This is a genomic window from Streptomyces sp. Xyl84, from assembly GCF_059731885.1.
This window is the reverse complement of record NZ_AP029182.1, coordinates 6,694,759-6,713,658: the sequence shown is the minus strand read 5'-3', so window position 1 is coordinate 6,713,658 and position 18,900 is coordinate 6,694,759. Positions and strand designations below refer to the sequence as shown.

Genomic DNA, 18,900 nt, shown 5'->3' with positions numbered 1-18,900 from the left:
CGTGCCGCACCCCGTGCGGGCTGTTTGTCGCACGAGCGGACGCGGCCGTTGGAGCGGTGTCCTCACCTGATGCGGTGAGCGCAGGGAACAGGACCCGTACGGACGGCTCGGGTCCGCCGTTGCCCCGGCATGGACAGCACCTCCCGGGCCGTGCCGGCCTCCCCCGACCGCCCCCTCTCCTGGCCGCCGTGCGCGCCGCACGCGGACGCGCCCCCGCCCTCCCCGGTGGACGGCGGCCGCGGCGCGCCGCTCCTGCGGCCGTGGGGCGCCGGAGCGGGCGACGGGGTGCCGGGGCCGTCGGCGCGCGGGAACGCGGCGGTGCCCGCGGTACCGGTGCCCCGCGGGATCCCGGGCCTGTGAGGCCGCAGCCGCCGACGTCCCGCACCGGCGGCGCGGGACGGGCCGGACCGTTCGCCCGGGCACCGCTTGCTCACGGACCGGTGACGGCCGCATCACGATGGCCGCCGGAGGCGTTGCCCGGGCCCCGGCCGGTCGTTGAGCGCGGCATGGAGACGTGGGAGGACGGTGACTGTCCCTGGTGCCGCTCGCTGCTCGGTTCCGGCCGGGCCTTCGGCGGGCCGGGCCCGGGACGCCGGAAGAACGATCGTCTGGCGGTGGACGGCGGGGACCCGCCGGCCTGGGCCGAGTGCGCCCTGCTGGTCGTGGTGCCCGTGGCGGCCCTGGCCTTCGTGGCCGCGCTGATGCTCGCGCTGGCCTGACGCGCGCGCCCCCAGGGCTCAGGTGCGGAAGCCGACGTGGACGTGGTCGTGGTGGGTGGCGTCGCTGAAGAACTGGTTCGGCCGCATCCCGCCGGACAGCCGTACCGGGCCGCCGACGTTGTAGGAACCGGCGCCCGCCGCGTCCCGCATGAAGTGCTCGACCAGGGATCGGGGGGTGCGCGGATCGACGACCGGGTGGCCGTCGATCCGCCACACGTCGAAGGCCCGCCCGCGCGGATGGTCGCTGGGACGGCTGGTGCCGAAGACGTCCAGGGGGTGCCCGGAGCGGACCACGCTCACGGACATCCGGTACGTCCCGGCCAGCCGGAGCATCGCGGTGAGGACGCTGTCGTGGACGCGGCCGCCGCGCAGATCCGCCGCGGCGGCAGGCGGCAGTTCGATCCGCGGGTCGGCCAGCACCTCGCGCACGGCCGCCGGGGGTGCCGCCTCGGGCGGGCCCGGCCGGGCCGGGTGCAGGGTGGTGACGATCCATCCGCGGCCGCTCCGGGCGAGCCGTACGTCGACCGTCGTACCGCCCGCCGTGACGGTGGCTCCCCGCCGGGTCCACTGCCGGCACACGACGAGCACGCTCGCCGAGTCGGCGAGGATCCCGCCGTACTGGGCGTCGACCACCTGGAGCACCGCCTCGTCGGCCGCGGGCAGCAGCGGTCCGGCCTCGGCGGCCAGGGCCGGCCGCTGGTGCGCCGCGGCCGCTCTGGTCCGCGCCGCGGCCGGACCGCCCCCGCCGCTCGGCCAGGCGCCCAAGGCCTCGATCAGCTCGACGGCGCTCAGTTTCGCCGCCGGTTCGACCTCGGCGGACGTGGGGCGCCACGGCCTGGTGCGGGGCAGCGCGGGAACGGCACCGGAGGGAGCCGGTGAGGCGGCGCCGGACGCGGGCGGGCCGGTACTGGCACCGGCCGGGGCGCGGGTGCTGACGCCGTGTCCGGGCGCGGTGGGTGCGGAGCCGCGGTGTCCGGCGGTGGTGCAGCCGGACACGCCGGCCCAGCCCGCCGCGCCGAGCGCGGTCCCCGCCATGCCGAGCAGCACCGCCCGGCGCCCGACCGGCCGGCCCCTGGACACGGACCGAGGAGTCATGCGGTCCAGTGTCCGTCCGGGGCACCGCATGCGCCCGGTGGAGCGAGGGGAGGCGGGGGGGCCTGCACGACCTTCGGGCGGCCGGCCCGGCCTCCTCGTCTCGGCGGCCCACCCCGGCCTTCCGGCGCCCCCCTCGACCGTCCGGCGGCCCGCCTCGCACTCTCCGTCCCGGCGGTCCGTCTCAGCCTCCCCGCCGGTCCGCCTCGGCGCCGCCCAGCGGACCCGGTCGGGCGGTGGAAGCAGCCGGGGTGGCCGGGACGGTGGGTTCACACCCTCGTTCCGTACAGCCGGTGCGCGTTGGGGCGTGGTGCCGGGCGGTGGCGGGCGGCGGGGCCCTCGGCGAACGCCCGGAGCAGGTTCTCCGTGGTGCGGGTGACGAAGGCGCGGGTGCGGGCGTCCATGCCGTGGTCGCGGCCCAGTTCACCGGTTCCCGCCATCAGCGCCTCCACCCAGCGCATGGTGCCGGTGGCGAAGACGCCCGCGCCGCTGGGGACCGTGTAGTACGCCGAGTCGCTGTGGCTGCGGGCCCCGGCGTGCACCAGCGGCGAGTGAGCGGTGATCTCCGGCGGGGCGGGGACGGGCACGCCGGGGGTGACCCGGTCGTACTCCACCCCGACCAGGTGGGCGAAGCTCTCGCCGGCGCGCACTCCGGTGCCCTCGTGGAGCCAGTGGTCCGCCGCCTGCACCACGTAGGGGGCGTCCACCGGGTAGCCCTCGTAGAGCACCCCGGTCAGGGACGACTCGGGATCGGCGGCCGGGGCCTGCCGGAAGTCGGTGGTGACCTGGTCCGGACGGGACGGGTAGCAGGGATCGTCCCGGAAGGAGGACTTGTAGCAGACGACGGTGCGCCCCTCGTCCGCCTCACCGGCCTCCAGCCGGACTCTGCGGAAGCAGGTGTTGGCGCCGAGGAAGGCCACGTTGGTGCCCGCGTCCCGGGCGGCGGTGACGTGCCCGCGCTGCTCGGGTGTCCAGTACTCGTCGTGCCCCAGGCAGATCAGGGCGGTGGCCCCCCGCAGGACCCCGGGGTCGCGGTGCAGGTCGGTGCCGGTGGTGTACGCCAGGGGCAGGCCGAGCCGTTCGGCCAGGACGACGGCCGCCCACTCGTACGTCAGGAACTTCTCGGCGCCGTCCTTGTCGTAGGGCCGGTCGAAGCTGACGGCGAGGGAGCGGGTGGCGTAGGCGCCCGAGGTTCCGTCGTAGAGGCTGTAGCCGCCCCACCGGTTGTACGCCTGCCAGGTGGCCGGGGCGTGCAGCAGGACGGTGCGGCCGGCGCCGTGGGCGGAGCGCACGATCAGCGGGAGGTAGCGCTGGTGGCCGTTGTCCGCGTCCAGGCGCAGGAGGTAGGCGCCCTCGGGCCAGCCGTCCGTGCCGACGGTGAGCGTACGCGGCCACTGCGCCCGGACGGTCCGGGTCGCGGGCAGCAGGCGGCCGGGCGGTTGGGCGTGGCCCCGCACCGGCGCCGAGCGCCACACGAGACGGGCGTACCTCCCCCCGTACCAGCCGACGCGGAACGCCGAGATGCGGAACGACGCGGCCGTGGTCGACACGTGCAGCCCGCACTCCTCCCCCGGGACGACGCTGACGCGGTCGGTGTAGCCCGCCACGGCGTCCGGCGGGCCGGCCGAGGTGATCCGCCAGTCGCCGCTGCCCGGACGGTCCCGTTCCGCCTCGGGCCGGTGGCGGTCTGCGGCGCTCGGGGTGCGGCGGGCGGCCGGGGAGTCGCAGGCGGCCGTCGCGCCGAGCCCGACCGCCCCGGCGCACACCCCGAGGAAGGCCCTGCGCGGCAACCCGCGGCTGCTGCGTCCCCCGTCGTGGTCCGCCGGGGTCGCGCGGTCCGTGTGCGCGAGGTCGGTGAGGTCCGTCGGATCCATGAGGTCCGTCGGATCCGTCAGGTCCGGGGCCGTGAGGTCCCTCGGGTCCCTCCGAAGTTCATGGCGCCGGTGGGGTCGCCGCGGGTGGCGCGGCTGTCCGTGCTCGGGGCTCACCCGTCCTCCCAGGGTGCGGTCCGCGTCGTCGCGCGGGCTCGGGCAGGCGTGTCGCGACGGGACCGCCCTGGACCGGTACGGTCACGGCGGCCCCGCGAGCGGACTCACCGGCGCGCTGCCGGGACTGCCACGCGCGTCAGCCGGTCTTGCCGCGCCCGGAGAGCGCGTCCCTGATCCGGTCGACCATGCCGGCACCGGGTGCCAGGAGCTTGTTCGCGGGAGGCGTGTCGGGGGCGGAGGGGTGCGGCCGCGTCGGCGCCGTCTTCTTCGCCGTACGCACCTTCTCGCCGAGCTGCTCCAGCTCCTCGGGGGTGGCCGCCTCGCGCAACTGCGGGAACAGGTTCTGCTCCTCGTCCGTCACGTGTTCGCGGATCTCCCGCATCAGACGGCCCATGAGCTGGTCGAACCGCGCGTCGTCGGCCTTGCAGCCCTCCAGGTCCTTCATCGTCCGCTCGGCCTCGGCGTGGTCGTGGATCTCCCGGTCGGCGATCGCGTCGCCGTCCCGGAGGTACTGACGCACGGCCGGGTAGAGGTACATCTCCTCCGCCACGGAGTGCCGGACCAGTTCCATCGTGGCCTGGTCCGCCAGGTCCTTGCGCCTCTTGTCCCCCGTCGGGAGGGCCTCGATCTGCGCGAAGATCTCCTCCACCTCGCGGTGGTCGGTGGTCAGTTCCTGGATGACGTCTCCGCCGTGTCCCATGGCAGCGCTCCTCGCTCCTCGAAGGTGGTGTGTCACCGGTGGACCGCCCGCCGGGTTCCCGGGGCGGACCGGAACACACCGCCGGACGAAGGCTCACGCGAGCGGGCGCGTCCGGGTTGCCGTCCGGCTCGGGGTGCGCGTGGCGCGGGTCGTGGCCGGGGGCGGGGCCGGTCCGGGCGGCGGCGGGTGGAGGCGTCGTTCGGCGTCCGCGGACCGCCGAGTGCCCCGGGCGCGGCGGCGGAACCGCGGGACCCGGCGCCGTCCGGACCGGACCGGAGCGGACGCGGGTGTGCCGCCGCCCCCGCGGGGCAGGCCCGCGGGGGCGGCGGCGCACGTCGAGGGGCTCCGTCAGCGGACCGGCTTCAGGTCGGTGATCTTGCGGGTCCTCAAATCGGACCGCACGTCGATCTTCGTCACCTGGGCGTTCCGGCCGTCGCTCCAGGTGAGCGTGACCCTGCTGGTGGCGTGGCCGCCGCCCGAACCGGCGTAGGCCACCTTCCACTTCACCGGCACGTTCTGGGCGAAGAGGATGCCGTCCGCGTGCTCCCTGGCCTCGTACGCGGCGACCTTCCTGCGCGCGTCCACTGACAGGTAGAAGGCCTTCAGGGCCCTGGCGTCGGCGGCGGCGGCCGGGTCGGAGCCGTCCCAGACCGTGTCGATGTAGGCGCCGTAGAAGTCGGCGACCCGCTGCGTGACGCTGCGCGGGTCGCCCTGGACGGCGGTGGGCGGCCCGGACGCCGGCCGGGCGATGCCGGGGGCGGCAGGTGCCGGGTGGGAGGCCGCGGTGCCGGCCAGGGCCGGTGTCACGGCGGCGAGCGAGAGGGCCGCCGCGAGGGCGGAGACGGCGATCAGGCCGCGTCGGGTGCGAACACGCGTGGGCATGTGAGTGTTTCCCCCAGTCCATGGGGCCGGGCGGTTCCCGGCACGTCGGTCGGCAGGTAAGACCGGCCCACGCCGCTCGCCGGTTCCGTAATGTCCCGGAAAATTGCCACACTTCCGAAAGACGAAGAAGGTTGCCCGGTGTTCCGGCCGATCCGGCCGGGCCCTCCGGCTCGCATGCATCCGGCGGGTCCGGGGAACCCGGCGGAGGCCGTACACCCCCACACGTCTGGAGAGGACCATGAGTCTGCTGCGCGTGGCCGGCCGTCCCCTGCTCGCCTCCATGTTCGTCGCCGGAGGGATGAACTCCGTACGCAACCCCGAGGGCGTCACTCCGCTGGCCGAGCGCGTCGTACGCCCGCTCACCGAACGCGTGGCGGTCCTGCCGGACCGGACCGAACAGGTGGTACGGCTGAGCGGCGGCGTCCAGGTGGCCGCCGGTGTCCTGCTGGGCCTGGGACGGCTGCCCCGGCTCTCCGCGCTGGCCCTGGCGGCCACGCTGGTGCCCACCACCCTGGCCGGGCACCGTTTCTGGGAGGCGGACGATCCGGCCGAACGCGCCCAGCAGCGCATCCACTTCCTGAAGAACCTCTCCATGCTCGGCGGTCTGCTGATCGCCGCCGACGACACCGGTGGCGCGCCGTCGTGGCTGTGGCGGGGCCGGCACGGCGCCCGGGAGGTGCGGCGCGGGGCGGGGCTGGTGCGCCGCTCGGTGCGGGCCACGGCGGTTCCGGCCGCGACGATCGGCGGGATCCGGGCGAAGCTGCCGGGTTGAGGGCGGCACGCCCGGACGGGCGGATCACGGGGGGCAGATGACGTCACGGGGCCGGACGGTGAACCGTCCGGCCCCGTGACGTCTGCGTGTCTCCCTGGTGGTGTCTCTGCGCCGGGCATGCCGGTGGGCATGTGTCTGAGGGCTCCCCGAACCGGGTTCGGGGAGCCCTCAGACACATGCCCACCCGTAGGGGCAGGGGCAGTCAGGGCTTGAGGGTGTCCTTCCCCTTCTCCTTGGCCTGACGTGCGTCGCCCTTGGCCTTCTCGGTGCGGCCCTCGGCGGTCATCCGCTCGTTGCCCACAGCGCGGCCGGCCGTCTCCTTGGCCTTGCCCTTCATCTGTTCCTTCTTGGCCTTGGCCTTCTGGTCACCAGCCACTGTCACTCACTCCCAGCGGTCGAGATCGGTGTCAGGACGCCGGGTGTCCGGTGCGCGGCTCGGCAAACCTCACCCGCCCCCGCACGCACGGGCCCCGCCGGGCGGGGTCACGGGGGCGCGGCCGGGCCGTGGCCGCCGACGGCGCCGGGGTACCCGGTGGCGAGCAGCCCGGAAGGAGCGGTGCCATGACGGAGTCCCTGACGGTCGACGCCCGCGAGCGCGGTCTCGCGGGCGACGGGGTCACCAATGACCAGCCCGCGTTCCAGCGTCTGGTGGACGCGCTCGGCGCGGCCTGTGCCGCCGACGGGCGCCCGCGCGTGCTGCGCGTGCCCGCCGGGCGGTACCTGATGCGCGACCGGCCCACGCTCTGGCGCAGCGGCGTCTCGCTGGTCGGCGAGGGCCGGGGCGCCACCTGCTTCGCGCTGTGCAACCCCGGTGACCGCAGCACGCCCGTGCCGCTGGCCTGGTTCACCGCCCGGCAGCACGGAGCCGGTCCGGACAACCACCTGGCGGACGTCACCTTCGCCCATTTCGAGATCGACGGCTCGGGGGTGACGACCGAGGAGTACGACCCGCTGGCCAAGGGGCTCGGTCTGCAGTACGTGCTGCGCGGACGCTTCAGCGACCTGTACGTCCACGACACGGCGGCCACCGGGTTCGGCTGCGACTTCCTCCAGGACACGGTCGTGGAGGGTGTGCTGGCCGAGCGGTGCGGGCGGCAGGACAGCGGGGAGCAGATGGGCGGGGCCGGCATCGGGATCGGGATCGGCGGCTGGGGCCGGGTCGAGCGGCTGACGGTCACCGCGTGCACCGCGGTCGGCAACGGCACCAACGGGATCTTCCTCGAACTGCAGAACGAGGAGTGGGAGCCTCCCGCGGGCATCCGCATCACCGCCTGCCACGCCGAGGACAACCGCTTCGGAATCTCCGACTGGGGGGCCGACGGGCTCCTCGTCACCTCCTCGACCATGCTCGGCAACCACCAGGCCGGGTTCGACGTGTCCTCCCAGGGCACCTCGGGCATCGGCGGCCGGGGCGGCATCGTCACGGGCTGTGTCATCGACGGCAACGTCCGCGACGGTGTGGCGCTGGGCAACACCCCGGGGCCGTACGCCTTCCGGGGCAACCGGATCAGCCGCAACGGACGGTACGGCTACTGGGAGCACAACCTCGCGGGCGGGGACGAGGAAGCGGCGGCGGACATCGTGCTGGAGGCCAACGACATCCGGGACAACGGCCTGGACGGCGTGCGTATCGGTGCCGCCGTGCGGGACTGCGCGATCCTCGGCAACCGGATCTGCGACAACGGCCGGCGGTGCGCGGGGGCCGCGGGGAGCACCGGCAGCGGCGTGCGGTGCTCCGAGCTGTCGCTCACCGACAAGAACGCCGGCTGGCCCGCCGACGGACACCTCGGCAAGGAGGTCTCGGTGGGCGGCCACAGCGCCCTGGTCACCCGCAACACCCGGACGGAACTGCACCTGGCGCCGCTGCGGCCGGGCGCGGACACCGCCTGGCCGCAGGGCGTTCCCGGGGACGGCTGCGCCTACCGGCTGCCCGCCGCCCCCGCGGTGCGGGCCGGGCTCGCGGTCGACGCGGCCGTGCTCCGGGCGCGGATGGACGGTAACCGGATCGGGGACGACCAGCCGGTCAGCACGCAGACCCACGGCATGCGGATCACCGGTGACGGCAGCTGGACGGACGGCCGCGTCCTCGACAACGACCTGAGCGGCAACGCCCGCGAGGCCACCTGCTTCGACACCCGGCCCGCGGGCGGGCTGTGGCGGGACGACGGCGCGTGACGGCGCCGGCCGGCGGAACCGGGCGTACGGCATGCGGTACCCCGGCCGGCCCCGCCCGCTCGGCGCCTTCACGCGGCGGCGCTGCCGGGGGGGCCGGGCGCCGGGCGCCTCACCCGCGGCCGGCGTCCTCGCAGGTGTCCCGTCCCCGCGTCCGCCCGGTACGGCCGTCCGGGTGAGCGGGCTCGTCGTCCGGGTGAGGGCGGACGGGTCCGCCGGAGGGGCCGGGCGACCGGCGCGGGGGCCGTTCATGGTGGTCGCGGCGCCAGTCGAGGACCGCCACCGTCAGGGACGCCAGCATGGCCACCAGGGCGAAGCCCACCGTGAGTGACACCGCGGCACGGTAGTCCCCGGCCGTGGCGGCGAGCACGGTGTAGAACAGGCCCGGCAGCGCGGCCGTGCCGACGGCGCCGCCCAGCCGCTGGCCCGTCTGGAGGGCGCCGCCCGCCGCGCCCGCCATCCGGACCGGCACGTCCCGCAGCGTCATCGTGACGTTCGGGGAGATGACACAGCCGCTGCCCAGTCCGCCGACGAGCAGGGCGGGTGCGGCCAGCCAGGTGAGGGCCCCGGACGGGGCCCAGCGAAGTATCAGCGCGGTCGCGCCCAGCCCCGCCACCACCGCCACCAGCCCGCAGACGGTGAGCAGCCGGCCCAGCCGTTCCACCAGCCGGCCGGAGATCACCGCGGCGGCCGCCGAGCCGATCGCGAACGGCGTCACCGCGAGGCCCGAGCGCAGCGGCTCGTAGCCGAGGCCGTTCTGGAAGAACAGCGCGAACACCAGCCACACGCCGCTGAACCCCACGAAGTACAGCGCGCCCAGCGCCGTGCCCAGCCCGTAGCCGCGGGTGGCGGTGAGCAGCCTCGGGTCCAGGAGGGGCTGTCCGTCGCGTCCCGCCACCCTGCTCTCCCACCGGACGAAGCAGACGAGGAGGACCAGACCGAGCAGGAACAGCCACCACAGCCTGCCCAGTCCGCCGCTCTCCGCGAACACCAGGGGCAGCATCAGGGCCAGCACGCCGACGCCCAGCAGGGCCACCCCGGGCAGGTCGAGCCGTTCCCTGCGGCCGGGTGCCACGCGGGGCAGCAGCCGCAGGCCCAGCAGGAGCGCGAGGGCGCCGACGGGGACGTTGACGTAGAAGATCCAGCGCCAGCCCTGCGTGCCGTGCGCCAGTGCGAGGATCAGGCCGCCGGTGATCGGTCCCACCGCGCTGGAGACGCCCACGACCGCGCCGAAGAGGCCGAAGGCGCGCCCGCGTTCGGCCCCGCGGAACATCTGCTGGATCAGCGCGGAGTTCTGCGGGGCCAGGCAGCCGGCGCAGGCGCCCTGGGCGAGGCGTGCCACGACCAGCCAGGTGATGGTGGGCGCGGCGCCCGCGGCGGCGCTGCACGCGACGAAGGCGGCCAGGGCGCACAGGAAGATCCGGCGCCGGCCCATGGCGTCGCCCAGCCGCCCCGCGGGGACCAGGACGAGGGCGAACGCGAGGGCGTACCCGGACACCACCCACTGCACGGAGGCCGCCGAGGCCCCCAGGTCGCGCTGCATCGACGGCAGGGCCACGGCGACGATCGTCACGTCGAGCAGGCTCATGAAACCGGTCGCCAGGGTGACCCACAGGGCCTTCCAGCGCCTGGGGTCGGGCGTGCCCGCCGGATCGCCGCGGCCACCGCCCGACCGCACTTGCCTGTTCACGAACGCTCCTCCCGGTCGCGGCTCGAGCGCGCACCGGTCCTCGTCGTCCAGCGCGCCCCAGGGGCGCGTTCCCCCGAGGCACGGAGCGGAACACCCTCACGGACACGATCGCCGCTTCCCGCCGCCGGGGCCACTCCAGCGCCCGCGACCGACCCGGCCGGACGGGCAGCGGCTGCCGGACGGCCACGGAGGTGTTTTCCTCGTGGGGTGGGGGCAACTCGGCCCGCGCTCCGCCCGCCCCACGGAACGGGAGTTCCGGATGACCACCTCACCGCCCCGGCCGCCCCGCCCGCGGGTGCCGCGCATCGGCCTGCTGGGTTCCTACGGCGGCTACAACATCGGCGACGAAGCCATCCTCCAGTGCGTCCTCGGCTGTCTGCGGTCCCACCGGCCGCAGGCCCGCCTGATCGTCTTCAGCCGCGACGCCGAGCACACCCGGGCGCACCAGCCGGCGGCCGACGAGGTGGTGGACTGGGAAGGCGTGCCGCAGAAGCAGGTGACCGACGTGCTCGCCGGCCTGGACCTGCTGGTCCTCGGTGGCGGCGGCATCCTCTACGACGGCGAGGCGCGCCGCTATCTGAAGCTGGTCCGCGCGGCCCAGGTGCGGGGCGTGCGCACGTTCGCCTACGCGGTCGGCGCGGGTCCGCTGCGCGAGAGCGACGACCGGGAGGCCGTACGCACCGTGCTGGCGGACATGGACGAGGTGGTGGTGCGCGACCAGGAGTCCCGGCTGGTCCTGGAGGAGGTGGGCGTCGAACGGGACCTGGTCGTCACCGCCGACCCGGCGCTGCTGCTGCCGCCGGAGCCGTTCACCGCCGAGATGATGCGGCAGGAGGGGGTGCCGGCGAACGCGCGGCTGGTCGGGATGTCGGTGCGCGAGCCGGGCAGGGCGGCGGAGAAGCTGGACGAGGGCGACTACCACGCGCTGCTCGCGGACGTCGCCGACTTCCTGGTGCGCCGTCTGGACGCGCATGTGGTGTTCATGCCGATGGAGCGCCACGACGTCCGGCACGCGCACGCCGTGCTCTCCCGGATGACCGCGCCCGACCGGGGACGGATCCTGCACAGCGCGTACACGCCGGGGCAGGTGCTGGGCCTGATGAGCCATCTGGACCTGGTGGTCGGCATGCGCCTGCACTTCCTGATCTTCGCGGCGGTCTCGGGGCTGCCCGTGCTGCCGCTGCCGTACGCCGGGAAGGTGTTCGACTTCGCGCGCCGGCTGGGCGCCCCGGCGCTGGTCGGTGTGGCGCGCGAGCAGGTCGGACTGCTGCTGGCGGAGGTGGACCGGCTGTGGGACGAGTTCCCGCAGCGCCGGGGGGACCTCGCCGCCCGGGTCCGGGACCTGCGGGAACTCGCCTCGGAGACCTGCGCCCGCTGTGGGGCCCTGCTCGACGCCATGGACCGGGACGCCCAGGGGCGGGGCGGCGCGGATCAGCTGGACCAGGGCCTCGCGGGCCGGGAGGACCCGGACCGGACGGACCGGCGCGTCACGGGCGGGGGCGGCACGGATCCGCTGGAGCGGGGCGGCACGGGCGGCGCGGGCCGGGAGGGCGTGGGGCCGGCGGGTCCGGCGGGTCCGGTCACCGGCCCGGCGGCGCCGGGGCCGCACGGTCTGCGTCTGCTCGGCGCGGGACCCGGGGACGGCACGGTGCCCGGCCACGGCGCCGGACAGGAGGCGTGATGCCCGTCCTGCACCGGCCCGAGGAGCCGCGCACCGTCACCGTCCCCGCCCGCCCGGCGCTGCACGCGGGGCGTACGGACGTGCTGGTGGTGGGCGGCGGGCCGGCGGGCACGGCGGCGGCGTACGCGGCGGCCGGCGCGGGCGCCGACGTGATCCTCGTGGAGCGCTACGCCTTCCTCGGCGGCAACGCCACCGTCGCCCTGGTGATGCCGCTGATGTCCTTCCACAACGAGCACCGGCAGGCGGTGTTCGCCGAGGACGGCGCCGGGGACCGGCTGCTGCCCACCGACCACGGGGAGGGCGAACCGGTGGTCGCCGGGTTCCTGTGGCGTCTGCTCGACCGGCTCACCGCGTGCGGGGGCTGTGTGCCGCCGTCCCTGGAGACCGGCTACACCGTCCCGTTCGACCCGGAGCTGTTCAAGCTGGTCCTGCTCGACCTGCTGGACGAGGCCGGGGTGCGGATGCTGTTCCACTCCTTCGCGTCGGCCGCGCTGCCGCTGGAGGACGGCTGGCGGGTGGTGTTCGAGACCAAGTCGGGGCCGGTGGTGATCGACGCGGACGTGGTCGTGGACGGCACGGGCGACGGTGACGTGGCCGCCTCCTGCGGGGCGCCGTTCGAGGTGGGGCGCCAGGAGGACGGGCGGGTCCAGCCGATGACCCTGATGTTCCGCGTCGCGGACTTCGCGCGGCCGCGGTTCGCCGAGTACGTCCGGGCCCACCCCGACCAGTGGCGGGGCGTGCACGGGCTGTGGGACCTCGTCCGCGAGGCCACCGAGGCGGGCGAGCTGCGCCTGCCGCGCGAGGACATGCTGTTCTTCGGCACCCCGCACCCGCACGAACTCTCCGTCAACAGCACACGGGTCACCGGCGCCCTGGGCATCGACGTGTGGGACCTGAGCCGTGCCGAGTGGACGGCCCGGCGGCAGATGGCCGAGATCGACCGGTTCCTGCGCTCGCGCGTGCCGGGGTTCGAGGAGTCGTACGCCGTGCAGAGCGGCACCCAGATCGGGGTGCGCGAGACCCGCCGCGTCCTCGGGGACTACCGGCTGACCGGCTACGACATCCTGGACGCCCGCGCCTTCCCGGACGTGGTCGCGCACGGCGCCTACCCCATCGACATCCACAACCCGGAGGGCAGCGGCACCGTCATCCGGCGCGTCCCCCGGGGGCGCTTCTACGACATCCCGCTGCGCTGTCTGCTGCCCGCCGGGACGGACCGGCTGCTCGTGGCCGGGCGCTGCATCTCCGGCTCGCACGTCGCGCACTCGTCGTACCGGGTGATGCCCATCGCCATGGCCACCGGACAGGCCGCCGGGGTCTGCGCCGCGCTGGCCACCCGGCTGGGGCGCAGCCCGCGGGAGGTGCCCTACGCCCTGGTCCAGCAGGAGCTGGGCCGCCAGGGCGCCCGGCTGCGGACGGCCGCTCCCGGCACCCTCCCGACAGGTGAAACCAGCCGGGCGGAGAAATAATAGGTGTGAGGCTTCGGAAGCCGGGTACACGCTGCGGAGCCCGCCCCTGCGTAACGGGGCGGTCACGTCCGGCAGAGAACATCGGGTGAGAGGGAGGGCCGCACGATGGCGGTGACCACGGAGGCGAAGGCTACTGGTGCTCGGACGGAGCTGCCGGAGGTGCCCGATCCTTCCCAGGTCGCACCGACCGACGCGCGCGCCCTGTCACGGGTGTTCTTCGACCGGCTCGCGCACCTGGAAGAGGGCACGCACGAATACCAGTACGCCCGCAACACGCTGATCGAGATGAACATGTCCCTGGTGCGGTACGCGGCGGGCCGCTTCCGCAGCCGGGGTCCGCAGGAGATGGAGGACATCGTCCAGGTCGGCATGATCGGCCTGATCAAGGCGATCGACCGGTTCGAGCTGTCCCGCGAGGTGGAGTTCACCTCCTTCGCGGTGCCCTACATCGTCGGCGAGATCAAGCGCTTCTTCCGCGACACGACCTGGGCGGTGCACGTGCCGCGCCGGCTCCAGGAGGCCCGGGTCGAGCTGGCCAAGGCCACGGAGGAGCTGAGCAGCCGGCTCGGGCGCAAGCCCACCACCAAGGAGCTGGCGGAGCTGATGAACCTGCCCGAGCAGGAGGTCATCGACGCCCGCGTCGCCTCCAACGGGTACACCTCCGCGTCCCTGGACGCCGCCGTCAGCGGCAGCGAGGACGGCGAGAGCGTCCTGGCCGACTTCATCGGCGCCGAGGACATGAGCATGGAGCTGGTGGAGGACCTGCACAGCCTCGCTCCCCTGCTGGCGGAGCTGGACGAGCGGGACCGGCAGATCATCCACATGCGGTTCGTCGAGGAACTCACCCAGGCGCAGATCGGCGAGCGGCTCGGCATCTCCCAGATGCACGTGTCCCGCCTGCTCAACCGGCTGCTGGGCCGGCTGCGGCAAGGACTGCTGACGGTGCGCTGACCCGGCCGCGGGACCGTCCGCCGGCCCTGCGCCGGCACGGACGGGGCTGAGGACAGGTGCGAGCGGCGGGCAGACCATCAGGGGCCGGGCGCCACCTCCCTCCGGGGCGGTGGCGCCCGGCCCCTCGCGTCGCGGCGGCGGGCCGGTCAGCGGGTCACGGTGTGCCGCTCGTCGGGCACGCAGTGCGTCATGGTCAGGCCCTCGACGTCGCGCGGCGGGTTCTTGCCCAGGGCGGACAGCCGTTTGCGGTCCTCGTCGGTGAGGTCCTGGCCCGCCAGCGGCTCCAGCCGTGCCACGTCCTCGGGCGAGATGCCGAGGCCCTCACCGACCTTCAGCCCCAGGTCGTTCTCCACCAGCAGGAAGTGCCACACCATGCGTTCCTGCACCGGGCGGTCGCACCGGGACAGCTGACCGACGAGGTTTCTCACGAGGTCGTCGCGCTCCCACTGCTCCATCAGCAGGTAGCGCTGGCCGGCCTGGAGGTAGTCGTTGGCGCGCGGGATGCGCGCCCGGGTCAGCCGGCCGCGGATCTCGGGCCCCTGCTCCTCGTGCGCCGGGTACGTGCCCTCGCGCAGACCGCCGGTGATCGACGGCTCGTAGTTGACGATCGGGTTCGCCCCGCCGCCGTCGACGTGGTACGTCATCTGCCCGTCGCGCTGGTTGGTGCGCACCTGGGCGTGCTTCGGCTGGTTGACCGGCAGCTGGAGGTAGTTGGGGCCGACCCGGTAGCGCTGGGTGTCGCTGTAGGAGAAGGTGCGGCCGACCAGCATCTTGTCGTCGGAGAAGTCCAGGCCGTCGACGAGGACGCCGGTGCCGAAGGAGATCTGCTCGTTCTCGGCGAAGAAGTCCTGCGGCATCCGGTCGAGCACCATCCGGCCCACGGCCCGGGGCGGGAAGTCCTGCTCGGGCCAGGTCTTGGTGTCGTCCAGCGGGTCGAAGTCCAGCTCGGGGTGGTCGTGGTCGTCCATCATCTGCACGAGCAGTTCCCACTCGGGGTACTCGCCGCGTCCGATCGCCTCGTACAGGTCCTTGGTCGCGTGGCCGAGGGAGTGGGCCTGGACGTCGGCCGCGTCCTGCTCGGTCATGCTGCGCACGCCCTGCTTGGGCATCCAGTGGTACTTCACCAGGACCGTGCGGCCCTCGTCGTTGACCCACTTGTAGGTGTTGACGCCGAAGCCCTGCATGTGGCGGTAGTCGGCGGGGATGCCGCGCGGGCTGAAGAGGTTGACCAGCATGTGCATGGACTCGGGCGTCTGCGACATGAAGTCGAAGATCCGCCGGGGCTGCTGCTCGAAGGTCACCGGGTCGGGCTTGAGGGCGTGGATGACGTCGGGGAACTTGATGGCGTCCCGGATGAAGAAGACGCCGAGGTTGTTGCCGACGAGGTCCCAGTTGCCGTCCTCGGTGTAGAACTTCACGGCGAAGCCGCGCGGGTCGCGGGCGGCCTCGGAGGAGTCCCGGCCGCCGATGACCGTGGAGAAGCGCACGGCGACGTCGGTGCGCCTGCCGCGCTCCTGGAAGAGCGCGGCCCTCGTGTAGCGGCCGATCGGCTCGTCCCCCCAGGCGCCGTACGCCTCGAAGTAGCCGTACGCCGTCACGCCGCGCGCGTGCACGACCCGCTCGGGGATGCGCTCGCGGTCGAAGTGGCTGATCTTCTCCAGGAACTGGTAGTTCTCCAGCGTGGCCGGGCCCCGGGCGCCGACGGTCCGCTGGTTCTGGTTGTCGTAGACGGGATGGCCCTGCCGGTTGGTGAGGACCTTCCGGTCGTCGCCCGGGGCGGGCCCCTTGCTGGATGCGTCCGTCATGCCCGTGGACTCCTTCGACGTCGACTCGAGACCGCGTCGCGGAGCGGACCGGGCCGGGAACGCCCGTCCGGCACAGCGGGGCGGCGGCCCGGACACGCACCGACGGATACCCGGCTTGCCCGCATCCACGCGGATAAGCCCACCTTCGCACCGTTGTGCCTGCCGCACGGCCGGTGTTAGCCCGTTCGCCGCGCAGCCCGCCCCGCCCCTCGCCCCACCGGGAAACGGCGCCGCGTTCTCGTGGGGCCGGCCGCCCGGGTCAGCCGTCCGCGGGGCCCGGCGCGCCGCGGCCGGCCGGGCTGACGGCGTCGCCGGACGGGGACTCGCCGGCCAGGGTCTGCTGGGCGTGCGGGACGACCCGGATCAGCCGCAGGACACCCCAGACGATGAGCCCGGCGCCCGCCAGTTCGGGCAGGAGCCACACGCCCGTGCGGATGTGCTCGCCGAACAGGGTGACGCCCAGCAGCAGGCTCACCGTCGCGTCGCCGATGGTCAGCGCGGGCTGGGAGGCGGCCAGCGAACCGGCCTGCAGCGCGTTCTCCAGGAGCAGCAGCGAACTGACCCCGACGACGGCGAACCCGTAGGTCTGCCAGGTGGCGAGGAACGCGGCGAAGCCGTCGGCGTCCAGGATGCCGCTGGCCGACTTCAGCATGGCGGCCGTCAGCGCGTTGCCGACGGCCGCGGCGGCGGCCAGGACGGCGGCCCGCAGCAGCGGGGAGCGCCGGGCGCGGGCCAGGACGACCGCGCCCGCCATCGCGCCCAGGCAGGCGATCAGCGCGGGGACCCAGCGCACCATGGGTGCCTGGTCGTGCGAGCCGGAGGGCGCGGCCGAGACCAGGACGAGCGCCAGTCCGCCGACCACTGCCGCCACCGCCCACCAGCCCGCGGCGGGCAGGCCGCGGCGCATGAGGGAGCCGGCGATGAGCAGGGCGAAGGGCAGCTCCATGATGAACAGCGGCTGCACCAGCGCCATCGGCCCGTTGACCAGGGCGAGCGCCTGGAACATGGCGGAGGCGATCACCCCGCAGATGCCGGCCAGCCACACCGGCCGCCGGGCCAGGGCGAGGAGCAGCCGCAGGCCGCCGCCGGTGGGCACGGTGGAGGCGGCCTTCCGCTGGAAGGCGGTGCCCACGGCGTTGCTCGCGGCGCCCATGACGGCGAAGAACACGGCCAGCCCGATCACAGGTCCACCATGCCCGACGGACGGCCTCCCGTCCTGCCGCGGCGCCTACGAGCACCCATCACCGCACCTTGGCCTTCCCATAAGCGGTCCTTATGACCTCATAGACCGGACCCGTGTACTCACTTAGGCTTGCCTCAGCTTAGGGTTGCCGTCGAGTCGTCGTTTCACCGCTCGAAGGGAACCTGATCATGCCGCGCCCCCTGCGGGTAGCCATCGTCGGTGCCGGCCCCGCCGGTATCTACGCCGCCGACGCCCTGCTCAAGTCCGGCGTGGCCGCCGAGCCTGGCGTGTCCGTCGACCTCTTCGAACGGATGCCGGCGCCGTTCGGCCTGATCCGTTACGGCGTCGCCCCCGACCACCCCCGGATCAAGGGCATCGTCACGGCGCTCCACCAGGTGCTGGACAAGCCGCAGATCCGCCTGTTCGGCAACGTCGACTACCCCGGCGACATCAGCCTGGACGACCTGCGCGCCTTCTACGACGCGGTGATCTTCTCCACCGGCGCCACGGCCGACCGGGCGCTGTCCATACCCGGCATCGACCTGGACGGCTCCTACGGCGCCGCCGACTTCGTCTCCTGGTACGACGGCCACCCGGACGTGCCGCGCACCTGGCCCCTGGAGGCGGAGAAGGTCGCCGTCCTCGGTGTCGGCAACGTCGCCCTCGACGTGGCGCGGATCCTCGCCAAGACCGCCGACGAGCTGCTGCCGACCGAGATCCCGCCGAACGTGTACGACGGCCTGAAGGCCAACAAGGCGCTGGAGATCCACGTGTTCGGCCGGCGCGGCCCGGCGCAGGCCAAGTTCAGCCCGATGGAGCTGCGCGAGCTGGACCACTCCCCCAACATCGAGGTCATCGTCGACCCCGAGGACATCGACTACGACGAGGGCTCCATCGCCACCCGGCGCGGCAACAAGCAGGCCGACATGGTCGCCAAGACGCTGGAGAACTGGGCGATCCGCGACGCCGGCGACCGCCCGCACAAGCTGTTCCTGCACTTCTTCGAGTCCCCGGCGGAGATCCTCGGTGAGGACGGCAGGGTGACCGGGCTGCGCACCGAGCGCACCGAACTGGACGGCACCGGCAACGTCAAGGGCACGGGCACCTTCAAGGACTGGGACGTCACGGCCGTCTACCGTGCCGTGGGCTACCTCTCCGACCGGCTGCCGAAGCTGCCCTGGGACGACGATTCGGGCACCGTCCCGGACGAGGGCGGCCGGATCATCGGCGAGACCGGCGAGCACGTGCAGTCGGCGTACGTGACCGGCTGGATCCGGCGCGGCCCGGTGGGTCTGATCGGCCACACCAAGGGCGACGCCAACGAGACGGTCGCCAACCTGCTGGACGACTACGCGGCCGGCCGGCTGCACACCCCCGCCTCGCCCCAGCCGGAGGCCGTGGACGCCTTCCTCGCCGAGCACGACGTCCGCTTCACCACCTGGGAGGGCTGGTACCGCCTCGACGCCGCGGAGAAGGCCCTGGGCGAGCCGCAGGGCCGGGAGCGCGTGAAGATCGTCGAGCGGGAGGACATGCTGAAGGCGAGCGGCGCCTAAGAGCTGCGAACAAAAGTGGGTTCCGATCAGCGGGCGGTGTCCGGTGCGTGCGATCGCAAGGCGCCGGAAGGTCCTTGTAGCGGCGCTGTCAGGGCCTTCCGGCAACACGGCGAGGGCGCGTGCCGGGCGCCGGCCGCCGGGGCCCACTTTTGTTCGCAGCTCTAAGCGGCCCCCGGGGCGCGACGACAGCGGGGAACGCTCCCGGCGCCCCCACGCCCCGCGCCGCGCCCGAGGCCCGGGCCC

15 protein-coding genes are annotated in these 18,900 nt (G+C 74.3%); 7 read left to right on the top strand and 8 right to left on the bottom strand.

The genetic code is table 11. The annotated features are described in order from the left end of the window. Positions 1 to 506: 506 nt before the first annotated feature. Positions 507 to 719 (top strand): hypothetical protein, encoded by a 213-nt coding sequence (locus AC6I72_RS29275; protein WP_498004134.1) that lies wholly within the window; start codon positions 507 to 509, stop codon positions 717 to 719. An 18-nt stretch (positions 720 to 737) separates the two neighbouring features. On the opposite strand, the gene AC6I72_RS29270 is transcribed toward AC6I72_RS29275, so the two are convergent. The 4 genes from AC6I72_RS29270 to AC6I72_RS29255 form a co-directional block, all read right to left on the bottom strand. Next, the gene (locus AC6I72_RS29270) at positions 738 to 1,814 is read right to left on the bottom strand and encodes a hypothetical protein (RefSeq protein ID WP_498004133.1); all 1,077 of its coding nucleotides are present in this window, start codon (positions 1,812 to 1,814) and stop codon (positions 738 to 740) included. 266 nt (positions 1,815 to 2,080) lie between these two features. Then, entirely contained in the window at positions 2,081 to 3,685 is a 1,605-nt protein-coding gene (locus AC6I72_RS29265) for a N,N-dimethylformamidase beta subunit family domain-containing protein (RefSeq protein ID WP_498004132.1), read from the bottom strand. 250 nt (positions 3,686 to 3,935) lie between these two features. Beyond that, positions 3,936 to 4,499: a hemerythrin domain-containing protein gene (locus AC6I72_RS29260; protein WP_498004131.1), complete on the bottom strand. Its 564-nt coding sequence runs from the start codon at positions 4,497 to 4,499 to the stop codon at positions 3,936 to 3,938. 348 nt (positions 4,500 to 4,847) lie between these two features. Then, entirely contained in the window at positions 4,848 to 5,381 is a 534-nt protein-coding gene (locus tag AC6I72_RS29255) for a hypothetical protein (RefSeq protein ID WP_498004130.1), read from the bottom strand. Positions 5,382 to 5,619: 238 nt separating this feature from the next. On the opposite strand from AC6I72_RS29255, the gene AC6I72_RS29250 reads away from it, so the two are divergent. Beyond that, positions 5,620 to 6,153, top strand: coding sequence for a DoxX family membrane protein (locus AC6I72_RS29250; protein WP_498004129.1), 534 nt, complete (start codon positions 5,620 to 5,622; stop codon positions 6,151 to 6,153). Between the two features lie 202 nt (positions 6,154 to 6,355). Here AC6I72_RS29250 and AC6I72_RS29245 read toward each other — a convergent pair whose 3' ends face one another. Then, entirely contained in the window at positions 6,356 to 6,529 is a 174-nt protein-coding gene (locus AC6I72_RS29245; protein WP_498004128.1) for a CsbD family protein, read from the bottom strand. A 185-nt stretch (positions 6,530 to 6,714) separates the two neighbouring features. Between AC6I72_RS29245 and AC6I72_RS29240 the strand changes: the two genes are divergently transcribed. Then, positions 6,715 to 8,328 carry a right-handed parallel beta-helix repeat-containing protein gene (locus AC6I72_RS29240; RefSeq protein WP_498004127.1) on the top strand — a complete coding sequence of 538 codons (1,614 nt, stop codon included), beginning with the start codon at positions 6,715 to 6,717 and terminating at the stop codon, positions 8,326 to 8,328. Between the two features lie 109 nt (positions 8,329 to 8,437). Here the strand turns inward: AC6I72_RS29240 and AC6I72_RS29235 are convergent, their stop codons facing one another. Continuing rightward, positions 8,438 to 10,015, bottom strand: a complete 1,578-nt coding sequence (locus AC6I72_RS29235) for an MFS transporter (protein WP_498004126.1) — start codon at positions 10,013 to 10,015, stop codon at positions 8,438 to 8,440. A 259-nt stretch (positions 10,016 to 10,274) separates the two neighbouring features. Here AC6I72_RS29235 and AC6I72_RS29230 point away from each other — a divergent pair, with 259 nt between their 5' ends. From AC6I72_RS29230 to AC6I72_RS29220, 3 genes are all read left to right on the top strand, one after another. After that, on the top strand, positions 10,275 to 11,696 hold the full coding sequence (locus AC6I72_RS29230) for a polysaccharide pyruvyl transferase family protein (RefSeq protein ID WP_498004125.1): 1,422 nt from the start codon (positions 10,275 to 10,277) through the stop codon (positions 11,694 to 11,696). Beyond that, complete coding sequence (locus AC6I72_RS29225) at positions 11,696 to 13,165, top strand: FAD-dependent oxidoreductase (RefSeq protein WP_498004124.1); 1,470 nt, start codon at positions 11,696 to 11,698, stop codon at positions 13,163 to 13,165. Before AC6I72_RS29230 ends, AC6I72_RS29225 begins: the two co-directional genes overlap by 1 nt. Before the next feature lie 105 nt (positions 13,166 to 13,270). After that, on the top strand, positions 13,271 to 14,116 hold the full coding sequence (locus tag AC6I72_RS29220; RefSeq protein WP_037852345.1) for an RNA polymerase sigma factor SigF: 846 nt from the start codon (positions 13,271 to 13,273) through the stop codon (positions 14,114 to 14,116). A gap of 146 nt (positions 14,117 to 14,262) precedes the next feature. Here AC6I72_RS29220 and AC6I72_RS29215 read toward each other — a convergent pair whose 3' ends face one another. Then, the gene (locus AC6I72_RS29215; RefSeq protein ID WP_498004123.1) at positions 14,263 to 15,921 is read right to left on the bottom strand and encodes a catalase; all 1,659 of its coding nucleotides are present in this window, start codon (positions 15,919 to 15,921) and stop codon (positions 14,263 to 14,265) included. A gap of 259 nt (positions 15,922 to 16,180) precedes the next feature. Continuing rightward, positions 16,181 to 17,104 (bottom strand): DMT family transporter, encoded by a 924-nt coding sequence (locus tag AC6I72_RS29210; RefSeq protein WP_498004122.1) that lies wholly within the window; start codon positions 17,102 to 17,104, stop codon positions 16,181 to 16,183. A gap of 188 nt (positions 17,105 to 17,292) precedes the next feature. Between AC6I72_RS29210 and AC6I72_RS29205 the strand changes: the two genes are divergently transcribed. Then, positions 17,293 to 18,657 (top strand): FAD-dependent oxidoreductase, encoded by a 1,365-nt coding sequence (locus AC6I72_RS29205; protein ID WP_498004121.1) that lies wholly within the window; start codon positions 17,293 to 17,295, stop codon positions 18,655 to 18,657. The last annotated feature ends 243 nt before the right edge of the window (positions 18,658 to 18,900 follow it).